The organism is Endozoicomonas sp. 8E (assembly GCF_032883915.1).
In the GTDB taxonomy this organism is placed as follows: domain Bacteria; phylum Pseudomonadota; class Gammaproteobacteria; order Pseudomonadales; family Endozoicomonadaceae; genus Endozoicomonas_A.
In genome coordinates, this window is the sequence record NZ_CP120717.1 from 359,987 (window position 1) to 371,469 (window position 11,483).

An 11,483-nucleotide genomic window follows, 5' to 3' on the forward strand; every position below is an offset into this window, starting at 1 on the left:
GGATTTCTTGATAAAACTCCTTTTTCTGCTTTCGTTTGTGATTTTTTGATAATTGATATTTCAGGCGGGGGGTACTCCTTCAGCAGATATCAAAAAGTCACTCAATACCTGCTGTATAGAGCGATGCGGCAAAAGTCTCCTGTGGGTGGTGCTTTTCTGCACTAAGCACAGCCTCACGAAAGGCTGCGCGAGGGAACAAGAGCTCAAAGCTGCGAGCCGATGGCCAGAAATTCCATACAAGGCTGAGTCCCGAGGGCAATCTTGTCACTTACCTGCATGGTTCAGCTCGGATGTCTGGAACTTTTTACTGATTTGATAATCAAATCTAAGAATCAATGAAGATTTAGAAAATAACTATTTGTAACAAGGAGGTCAGCAAAATGAATGTTTCGGAGAGCCCATTTTTTCCCCCTGTTGATCAAAATTCTCAAGGTGCCCGGAAGGTTCATCCCCGGCAGGAGGATCATTCCAGCTATCCATCAGCTCAATCCTGGGGCAAATACCTTGTTAAAGAGGTTTCGCAGGGGCGCGAACAAGACGACTTAGCCGTCGGAAGTATGCCTCATCCTTCTGCCATTAACGAACATCCTATGGAATGGTCTTCTGTGCAAGCCTGCCCAGCTTCCACACCTGACTTACCACAAGGCAATCTTGATCATGAATTAAAAGAGTTTCTGAAAAGGTTTGCAGAGTGTATGAGCAAAGGGCAACCATTGCCGGTCAGTGACTATAAAGCATTCATCAAGTACTTCGGGAAGTTACCGCCCAATGCTGACCCTGATCAGCTTGATTCTGAAGATTACCTCCTGAAAATTAAAGAAGATCCTTATTATATAGAGCAGGTACCCCAGGAAAAGTTAACACCAGATTTGTGTGTGCAGGCATGCACGAAATTTAATTATGGGAATTTGCAGTATGTGCCTGAAAGGATTAAGACCGATGAATTCTATCGGGCTCTGGCACTTGAAGAATCTAATGCGCTTAACTACGTGCCTGAGAAGATAAAAAGACAATGGCTGGATGATGGTTTTTTTGACGTGCTGTTTGAAAAAGATGATGACGTTATTTGTTACATTCCCCGAGACGCAAAAACCGATGCCCATTTTGAAATAGCCTGCAGAAAATCGCCCACTGCGCTGAGCAGTTACCCGAAAAATAAACCCATTAGTGATCACCTGTTAGCCATTGCAATCGAACGCTTCGGGTCCCTGCAGTATTGCCCGGACCATAAGAAAACAGCAGAACTTTGTGAATTAGCCTGTCGATGCAATGGGTTAGCATTAAAGTACGTTCCTGAAAAACTGAAAACTGCAGCATTATGCCAAATGGCCGTTGATAAAAATGCCGACGCTTTTGAATTCATCCCGGAAGCGGTCAAAACATTCGAAATGTATCTGGCAGCCTCTAAAAGTGATCGCGTACTCAAGAAGCTTCCCGAATTTCTAACACAAGCACAACGAACGGAAATATATCGTACTGCCTGTACTTTTGGCATAACAGTATTGAATGATATTCCAAAGCAATTTATTACCGAAGAGTTCCTCAAGTCAGTCTTTACCAGCAAGGAACATGTAAACACCCCTCTTGCCTGTGCCGCACACATCAGACTTTCACAATTTGTTGAAGATGATAAAGTGTTTGAACTGTATTCCTTAGCCCTGAGCCTCTCACCTGATGCGCTGGAGTTTGTGCCCAAATACATAAGAAAGGGAGCAATCCTTCATGAGGCATTAAAACATGATGTGTCGGTATTGAAATATGTTCCTGTGGAAAACCTGAATTTTATTGAATGTTGTCTCAAAGCATCAGTTACAAAAGAGATGATGGATACATCGGATGCAAGCCTGGAAAAATGTCAGTTAAGATTAATAAAGCTTAACAAAATGCCTTATGTGCCAACCAATGTTCAGTTGATGTTTTTGTCGAATACCGATTCGACACTAAAAGAAAAACTCAGGTTAATTGAATCATTAGATGCTCCGAGTTACACCTTCCCGGAACAGGTATTAGCGGCACCACTGGTTTGCCAGAAGTCTCCTTTGCAATTCAGGTGTACCAATCTGTTTTTGTTACCTCTTATTTCAACTGCTCACCAGGTCACCGGATTTGCGCTGCCCAGGGCCGGTGATGGGGAGAACATCAACCGATACATTGCCGGGAATATGCCTTCATCGTTTGGGCTGCAGGATATACCTGAAGAACTGTGTCCGGCAAACGGCTCAGCAACACGGATTGTCGGTGGACGGACAATTCAATGTCTGAAGGCCGGTAGCCAGGCCGCATATTTTAAATTCCAGAGAGCCGGGGAACCCCTTGAAACATTGGCCAGGGAGGGGCTGCTTTATCAAGTCATCGCTGCTACTCCAGAGCTGGCATTCAAGAGCGAGTTGCCAAAGTACCAGGCTTTTATGCAACTCCCACTGGGCGAAGGTCTGCGGTGTTTGATTAGCCAGTTTGATGATCGTGTGGAGATTGTTGAAAGGCATGGTCAACAGTATGTCAATGTCTTTTCCTATACAGCACCTGCCGCCTATGCCCGGTATGCCCATTCGCCAGAAGCAGACGGTGACTGCCCCCGGGAGCGCCCGGAGCAGGGCATCCTGAAAGCCTGTCACGATGCCGGTTACATGACCAGCATGGGGCTGGTGCCGACCAGTATGCTGCAGTGCCTGCACGAAACAGATTACGGTCGGGGCTGGGTCGCCTTGCATGCGGCCATGAATCGACTGCATGACAATATTCACCCTGGCAAATTGGCGGCGTGGAATACTCTTGCGACTGACAAGATTGACTTTGGGCACTGCGGCATACGTGACTTGGGCGATTATGAAACCTTTGGCGATATCCAGAGCTGTTTACGGCAGAAAGACACCCTCGATCACTGTTATCCGCCCATAGTTTCACAGCGTGTTGCCCTGGCCAATAGCATTTGTGAGATCATTGTATCGGCGGTTCTGGTGCGGTCACGTTTACGCCAAAGAGATGACGGCTATCACTACAAAAACCCTCAGGCACTTAAGGAAACGGCCACATTTATTGAATCAGCCTGCAATCAATTCCTGACGGGACTGATGCCTCTGCCTGCCACACTTAATCACCTCCAATCCCTCCTGGGTCGAGAAGACCAGGAGTACCGGGAATGGCTGGGCCGGGTAGCGCAGGAGGTGCTCTACTGGACGGCGCTGCAGCCTTGTGAGTCAGGCTTTGATCAGCTCACCGGGGGTGAATATGACCCGGCCGACTGCTACCTGAATCATGTAAAAAATAATAAACGCCTCAGTGAAACACTCTATTCCTATGGTGCTGGCAAGCTTCTAAGCGAGAAAAATTTTTTAAATATTGATGATCAGTTAAATCTTGGAGCCTATAACTCCACCTTTCCACTGATATCGTTAATGAACGGGCTGACCAGGATGTGTACTGGTGTATTGGAGCAGCTTAACCGTTCAGGCAGGCGTTGAAATGTTGCCAGTTGTTTAAGATTTACGCTGCCAGTCGGGTAAAACTTACCTGACTGGAGAAAATCATAAGGTTTCAGAACCTATAGATGTGCAGAAGTCGCTTTATATCAAGCACTGGGCTACCTGCCTGAACCAGAAATGACCCACAGATTTTGCTGACGAGGCAAGAAAAAGGGTCACCTCATAGTGACAAACTCTTCCGCAGAGGTCGGATGGATAGCCACTGTATTATCAAAGTCCGCTTTGGTTGCCCCCATTTTCAGCGCCACTGCAAAACCCTGCAGCATTTCATCGGAGCCATGTCCGATGGTGTGAATGCCAACAATTTTCTCTTCTTCACCCAGGGTAACCAGCTTCATGCGGCTTGGCTGACGGTGACTGGTGAGCGCACTGTACATGGCAGTAAAGCCGCTGGTGTAAACCTTTACGTTTTCCTGGCCGTGACGTTCGATGGCTTCGCTTTCGCTCAGACCAACGGTGCCAATGGTGGGGTGACTGAAGACGACAGTCGCAACATTGTCGTAGTTCAGGTGTTCTTCCGGTTTGTTGTTGAAAAGTCTTTCTGACAGACGACGTCCGGCTGCCACTGCAACCGGTGTCAGTTCGATCTTGCCAATGTTGTCACCTACTGCATAAATACCAGGCACATTGGTGTTCTGGAACTTATCGACAGGAATGTAGCCACGCTCATCGGTTTCTACACCCGCTGCTTCCAGATTGATGGAGTGGGTATGTGGCTTACGACCTGCAGCCCAGATAACCGTATCAACTGTCAGGCTGTTGCCATTTTCAAGATGAATGGTCAGGCTGCCATTGCTTTTTCTGGTGATCTCTTTGGGTACAGAATGTGTGTGCAGGGTCGGGCCTTCCGCTTCCATGATCTCAACCAGAGTATCGGACAGCATGTCGTCGAAGTTGCGCAAGGGTTTGTGCTTGCGAACCAGCAGGTGGGTTTCACTGCCCAGGGCATGAAGGACACCCGCCAGCTCGACGGCAATGTACCCGGCCCCCAGAACGGCAACACGCTCAGGGCGTTCTGTCAGTTCGAAGAAGCCGTCAGAGTCAATGCCGAATTCTGCTCCAGGAATCGCTGGGACAGCAGGCTCACCACCGGTAGCGATGGTAATGTGATCAGCCGTGTATTGAACACCGTTCACTTCAACGGTGTTGGCATCCACAAAACGACCGTAACCTTTTATGACGGTTACTTTGTTGTTACCCAGTACCCGGTCATAGGACTGGTGAATACGGCTGATGTAGGCCTCACGACTTGCAACCAGTTTGCTCCAGCTGAAGTTTTTCAGGATTTCTTCACGGTTCAGATCAAAACCGTAATCCGGACCATAGTGGATGGCATCGGAAATCTGTCCTGCAAACCACATGGCTTTCTTGGGAACACAGCCAACGTTTACACAGGTGCCGCCGAGGTGTTTGGCTTCAATAAGGCCAACATTTGCGCCGTGCATGGCAGCCCGATTAGCAGTACCTATGCCGCCGCTACCACCACCAATGACCAGGTAGTCAAAATGGGTATCTGTATTCATGATTATTCCTGATAAATTCCAAGTGCGATTAAAAGACACTATATGGGCAATCTCTCGAATTTAAATCTCCCGGGGGCAAAATCCGCGTTGCCCGGGGTATTCTCAGCTTGTGAAATTCTGTAAGCGTTACGTCAATATCTCATTGTTACGGGACTACTTCCCACAGGTAACACATTCAGGCTGGATAAAAATACCTATCGTGATGGGGTCTTGTGTCGGATTGTACGTATTTCAGGGGGTGTGAGCATTTTTCAAAAAATTGGCACGCCGATTGTATATATAGGGTCGAAAGCAAGAAAAACTGCCGAAAATAAAAACAATAATGAGGCAGATGAATCGACTGATAATAACAATAATAAAAGTCGGTGACCGTACAAGCGGATTGGTTTATAGGGTGTTTTTTTGTGGTGTAGCAACCAACAGGGAAACCGGAGCTGAGAAGAATTGCAGAAGCAACGCGGGCATCCGGATATACACGGAAGGATAATAAAGCCATTATCCACACAGCCTGTAAACCAATCCGCTTATTTTTATATTCAATAGCTTTCCGCTAAAACTCTCTATTCCATCATCTCCTTATTTCTGACTGACGACTGTTATATGTCCGCTCGTTAAATGCTCTGAATTTCTATTGTCGAACAGTACTTTTGATGAGTCAGGCTTATAGGCGATTGGCCGCTGAATTGCTGAACTGTGCAGCAAGGATAGGGGTAGGTAAGTTGAGAAGGTAGGAAGAGCGCAGCCGCCAGGCTACGCTCTGTTGTAGTCAGTCATCAATCAGGCAGTCCGGACCTGCTGCTCACCGATGTGGTGGAAGTCGATGTTCTCATCGCTTTCACCGGCTTCAAGATCGTTATAAACCTTCAGATCCATCTCGCCTTCGCTCTTGGCAACGATACAGGTTACAACACTGTCGCCTGTTATATTGACAGCGGTACGTACCATATCCAGCAGGCGATCTACACCCATGATCAGGGCAATACCTTCCAGAGGCAGGCCTACCTGCTGCAGAACCATCGCCAGCATAACCAGACCCACTCCGGGTACACCCGCAGTACCGACAGAAGCCAGAGTGGCTGTGACGATCACCATCAGATAGTCACCCATGCTCAGGTCAACACCAAAGGCCTGGGCGATAAAGACCGTCGCGGCACCCTGCATGATAGCAGTACCGTCCATGTTGATGGTGCTGCCCAGGGGGATGGTGAAAGAGGCCACCTTGTTGCTGACACCCATACGACGAGTTACGCCTTCCATAGTGACCGGGATAGTGGCGTTACTGGAGGCTGTGGTAAAGGCAAACATGAAGGCATCCTGCATTTTCTTCAGGAAGATGCGCGGACTCAGACCTGTAGTGATTTTTAACAGACCACAGTAAGTGATGAACAGCTGCAGAGCCAGACCTCCCAGGACGACCAGGAAATACTGAATCAGGTTACCGATAGCACCCAGGTCAATTGAATAGAACAGCTTGGCCAGCAGACCCATCACACCGTATGGTGCCAGGTTCATGATCAAAGTAGTCAGCTTCATCATGACTTCGTTCAGAGCCACAAAAATCTTGACGATAGGCTCAGCAGGTTTACCCGCAGCAGCAATGGCAATACCGAACAACAGGGCAAATACGATGATTTGCAGTGTGTTACCGGAGGCCATGGCTTCAATAGGGTTAGCCGGGAACATGCCGATGATGACTTCAGACAGCGAAGGTGCGGTGGAGGCTGCATAAGAAGAAGCGCTTTCCAGGTTGGCACCTTCACCCGGGCTGACAAGCAGAGCCAGACCCATAGCCAGACTGATGGCAATACAGGTCGTAAGCAGGTAGAAAGCGACTGTTTTTCCGCCTAGACGACCAAGAACTGTTACGTCTTTGAGGGAGCAGGTACCGCACACGATGGAGGTGAATACCAGAGGTACTACTATCATTTTCAGAGCGGTCAGAAATATTTGACCTATGACGTTGAATACGCCATTTACCAAGTAATGCTCAATAAAAGTATTACCTGTAAACTGACGCATTATCAGGCCAAGAGCCAGACCTGCCATCATGCCGATCAGCACTTTGGCTGTGAGTGAAAGTCGAATCCACTGCTTCATATTTATTTCCTATGTTACCAAACACGTCTCTCTCTTGGTTCGCTTGTCTTTGTGATGCGAGAGAGAATTATGCGGGAGGCATGTCAGATCAGACTTTCTTGGAGGTGTTATTGCTGAGCAACCCAAGCGATTTCTTTTAACGCTTATGGAATTAAACTGACCCGCCGGGTTTTTTCGGCAGGGTTGTACCGATCAAAAAATTGAACCGGAGTCCCCGATTTCTTTTACAGCTTAAGTTTGTTTGGCACGAAGCAGGTTTGATATAGATCAATAAAGGGATAAATAGTGATAATAACCCGCTATTTATAACACTATTTCTCGATTTATATTGAATATCTGGTGGATATAACTACCTCTTAGCGGCTTTTTTAAAGTGTTATCAGTCTGGTCTGATTGGGCCTTGAAATGAGCATCCAGCCTTTCAGGAATCTTATGATGGCGATAAAAGGCAGAGTAATGGGATAAACAGAGATTGATTGCACGTCTTTCGACGTGCAATTAGAGGGTGATGCTATCAGCAGAAGAGCATGCTAGCAGAAAGACATCCGAATGCGACGGTACTCGGGGCTCCAGCGTTTTGTTCTGATCTTTTGTTCCAGATCAGTCAACTCAGTGACCGGGGCCAGACCGTCCTTCTGGGCTTGAAGAGCAACCGCGAGAGCAATATCGTTGGTGACATGCTGAATGCGATCTAACAAAGGCAGAAGAGGTGCTTCTCTGCTCACCAGAGCAGGAGAAGCCAGTGCCAGTGTTTCTACAGCAACGTCGAGCATCTTGTCGGTTATGCGACCAGCGCCGGAGGCCAGCACACCCAGACCCAGACCGGGGAAAATATAGATATTGTTACACTGGGCAATCGGGTAGGCGCAGTCATTGAACTGAACCGGCTCAAACGGGCTGCCAGTAGCAATCAGAGCCTTGCCATTGGTCCATTTGATAATGTCTTCGGGCAGAGCTTCTACCTGACTGATCGGGTTCGACAGCGGGAAGATAATTGGCTGCTCGTGGTTGACCGCCATGTTCTTAATAATTTCCTGAGTGAACAGGCCGGGTTGACCGGAAACACCAATGATGGCGTCTGGCTTGGCAATGCGAACGACATCCGCCAGCGACACTGTGCCCTCGGCGGACCAGCCTTCAATATCAGCAAAACAGTGAGCCAGCTTCTGCTGGAATGGACGGAGACCTTCCATCTGGTCGTGTACCAGACCGTCACGATCAACCATGTAGATGCGCTTGCGGGCTTCCTCGTCAGACATTCCGCGACCCACCATCAGACGGATAATTTGTTCAGCGATCCCACAGCCCGCAGAGCCTCCACCCAGGAAAGCAACGCTCAGATCTTCAATGGATTTGCCGGCAGCCTTGGCTGCAGCCATCAGGGTAGCAGCGGTAACACCGGCAGTGCCCTGAATGTCATCATTAAAGGTGCAGAGCTGATCACGGTACTCCTCCAGCAGAGGCGTAGCGTGGTTGATAGCGAAGTCTTCAAATTGCAGCAGGGCGTTTGGCCAGCGACGTTTAAGTGCTTGAATAAACATCTCGACAAATTCGAAATAATCGTCTTCACCGATGCGCTCATGCCGCCATCCCAGGTAATTAGGGTCTTCCAGCAGCTTCTTGTTGTTGGTGCCACAATCAAGAGTAATGGGCAGTGTCAGGTTGGGCGTAATGCCACCCACGGCAGAGTAGAGAGATAGCTTACCAATGCAGATGCCCATACCACCAATACCCTGGTCGCCCAGACCCAGGATACGCTCACCATCCGTCACTACGATGACTTCAATGTTGCGCTTGAAGTTTGCTAGCATGGCGTCAATCTGAGCGCGCTCAGGGAAAGAGATATAGAGGCCACGGGGACGACGATAAAGATCGCTGTATCTCTGACAGGCCTGACCTACCACAGGGGTGTAGATGATAGGCAACATTTCCTGAAGATGACGCTGAACCAGAGCGTAGAAAAGCGTTTCGTTGGTATCTTGCAGTGAGCGCAGGTAAATATGTTTGAGAATAGGCGTGGGCTTGATCGCAAAAGATTTATAGGCGCGGCGGCATTGCTCTTCCAGTGTTTCTACACGGGGTGGCAACAGACCATGGAGGTCCAGTTCGCTGCGTTCTTCAAAAGTGAAGGCAGTGCCCTTGTTCAGCAAGGGATTTTCAAGAAGCATACGACCTGAAAGGCCAGTATGAATGCTGTTGGAATCTAGGTCGGTCATTATTCGGTTCCAGTGGTGGTTCTGGAGAATGCATCAGATGTTAAACCCACGATGAAATTATCTGCACTTCATGCAATGTGTGGGCTATGACGGGCAACCCCTGGATTCTGGACTTTATACCAGCTTGCAAGGGTGTACATCACTGTCAATAACGGCCGCTTAGGATAAGTCTTGATCTAAATCTTAAATAGACAGGAAAAGCCGAAGTCACCATGCGTGCTTATTACAGGATTCGCCTCTGTCTATCGCTGTTATAAAGGAGTAGGTGGTTTATTACCGATAAAACGCTATTCAGACGGGCTAAAGACAGTGCAAATTTGAGATTCAGGACTCTGCAATTATGACCGCACATTGTTTGGTTGACCTTTGGCTCAGATCTGAAATATCAGTCGATGGCTCTTATTGTATTAATTCGGCGTGAGCTGATATTTTTAGCCCATGGCGGCTTAAACTCAATCTACTTTTTGCAATGTAACTCCATATGACTGAATTTCATCAGCCCTGTTGTACTGAATTACCAGAAATGTCTTCCGAGCAATTGGCCAGGCTGGCCTCACTTTTTAGACTTCTGGGGGATGAAGGGCGCCTCAAACTGGTTATGGCCTGTATTGATGAACCACAACCGGTCTGCTGCCTGTCAGAAATATCAGGTATGTCTCAACCACTGACAAGCCATCATCTCAAAGGGCTCAGAGGAGCCAGAATTCTTAAATCTTCCCGTCGTGGTAAACAGGTATTCTATGAGCTTGATGACCATCATATACGGCATGTTGTGTTGGATCTTGCCAGTCATGTTATGGAGCCTGCTGACTAATAGCCTGGAGTTTTACTACCCGTTTAACAGCACCCAATAGCCATACTGCATCCGGCGAACAGTGTCTCTGGATAGCCGCATTCTAAACTTTACCGTTCATCGGGCGACTCTAATAGACAGCCGCAAGCGAAGACAATCATCCCTGCATTCATGGCGATGATGTCCATATTTGATCGCAGGAAATATCAGCCAGGGAGGCGCAGTGGTGTCCGATTCAGGTAAAAATAAAGATACCCGTCAGAATGCACGGCAAGGATTGGGCAGGTTTGATGTACTGGATACAGGGGGAATCAGAACCTCAGGTCTTGATGGAAAAAGTGCCATCCTGTTGAAAGGTTTGGGTGAATACAGCATTGCTATCGAGTCGGCCAGAGAAGCTCGAGTCGTGACTAATGCCCCGGCATCTGACGATTTGGCGAGTGAACTTCTTGATCTTTTACATCCCGGTATGAACTTGCCTCCCAGACAGGTACTGAAAGCTGCGGTGCTGGAAGGCAGAGATCTTGAAAGGGTCTGTTTTAATCAAACGGACCTGAAGGGCAGTAACTTCAAAAAGGCGCAGTTGCGGGGAGCCCGATTTAAAGGCTGCGATTTATCCGGGGCTGATTTCAGAGGTGCTGATCTGAAGGGGACCATCTTCGAAGATTCTTCCCTGGAAGGTTCTGATCTGAGGCATTGCCGACTGGATGAGGCGCGTCTGGTGGATTGCAATCTGTTTGCTGTTAATTTTGATCAAAGTTGTCTGGATAATGCTGTCATTGATAGCTGTAATATGGGGGCTCAAAGTTTTCATAACAGCTCATGCATGAGTTTAAAGATGTATAACAGCCGGATTATTCACGGATTTCTTGATGATGCCAACTTTACCGGCTCCCAGCTCAGGAATATGGAGTTCAGGGATTGCACACTAACAAGCACTCACTTCAATAACGTTTTGATGGAAGACTGTCAGTTCAGAGGTTGTGACAGTTTTCAGGAAGGGCCGGTGTTTTCGGGTGGCACTCTGAACAAGGTGATTATGAGCGACTGCGAATTTAATGTTCCCAAGCTGGTCAGGACCCGGATTTCGAACAGTTATTTTACCCGGGTCGATATGGATTCAGCCCTAATGGAAGGTACCCAGTTCAATGAGGTGATTTTTGAACAGGGTCAGTTCAGGGAGTGCTACAGCCTGGAAGAAAGTCCATCATTTATCCACTGTCGTTTGGATCATGTTACCATTGATCAGGCAGAGTTCAATCATGCAAGGTTTGATCGCAGCTCTTTTATTGGTGCCATGATTCGGGATTCTGATTTTGGAGCCTGGACCATGAACCACACAGGTCTGGATGGAGAAACTTTAATCGAATGA

6 protein-coding genes are annotated in these 11,483 nt (G+C 48.0%); 3 read left to right on the top strand and 3 right to left on the bottom strand.

Annotated features, from left to right (window positions below; translation table 11 throughout):
• The first annotated feature begins 380 nt into the window (after window positions 1-380).
• On the top strand, window positions 381-3,461 hold the full coding sequence (locus P6910_RS01480; RefSeq protein WP_317144520.1) for a DUF4116 domain-containing protein: 3,081 nt from the start codon (window positions 381-383) through the stop codon (window positions 3,459-3,461).
• 176 nt (window positions 3,462-3,637) lie between these two features.
• Here the strand turns inward: P6910_RS01480 and gorA are convergent, their stop codons facing one another.
• The 3 genes from gorA to P6910_RS01495 all read right to left on the bottom strand — a co-directional run bounded on the left by gorA (window position 3,638) and on the right by P6910_RS01495 (window position 9,318).
• On the bottom strand, window positions 3,638-5,005 hold the full coding sequence (gene gorA / locus P6910_RS01485) for a glutathione-disulfide reductase (protein WP_317144521.1): 1,368 nt from the start codon (window positions 5,003-5,005) through the stop codon (window positions 3,638-3,640).
• A 777-nt stretch (window positions 5,006-5,782) separates the two neighbouring features.
• Complete coding sequence (locus P6910_RS01490) at window positions 5,783-7,102, bottom strand: dicarboxylate/amino acid:cation symporter (RefSeq protein ID WP_317144522.1); 1,320 nt, start codon at window positions 7,100-7,102, stop codon at window positions 5,783-5,785.
• 530 nt (window positions 7,103-7,632) lie between these two features.
• The gene (locus tag P6910_RS01495) at window positions 7,633-9,318 is read right to left on the bottom strand and encodes an NAD-dependent malic enzyme (protein WP_317144523.1); all 1,686 of its coding nucleotides are present in this window, start codon (window positions 9,316-9,318) and stop codon (window positions 7,633-7,635) included.
• Window positions 9,319-9,799: 481 nt separating this feature from the next.
• On the opposite strand from P6910_RS01495, the gene P6910_RS01500 reads away from it, so the two are divergent.
• Both P6910_RS01500 and P6910_RS01505 read left to right on the top strand, forming a co-directional pair.
• Entirely contained in the window at window positions 9,800-10,132 is a 333-nt protein-coding gene (locus P6910_RS01500) for a metalloregulator ArsR/SmtB family transcription factor (RefSeq protein WP_317144524.1), read from the top strand.
• Window positions 10,133-10,337: 205 nt separating this feature from the next.
• The gene (locus P6910_RS01505; RefSeq protein ID WP_317144525.1) at window positions 10,338-11,483 is read left to right on the top strand and encodes a pentapeptide repeat-containing protein; all 1,146 of its coding nucleotides are present in this window, start codon (window positions 10,338-10,340) and stop codon (window positions 11,481-11,483) included.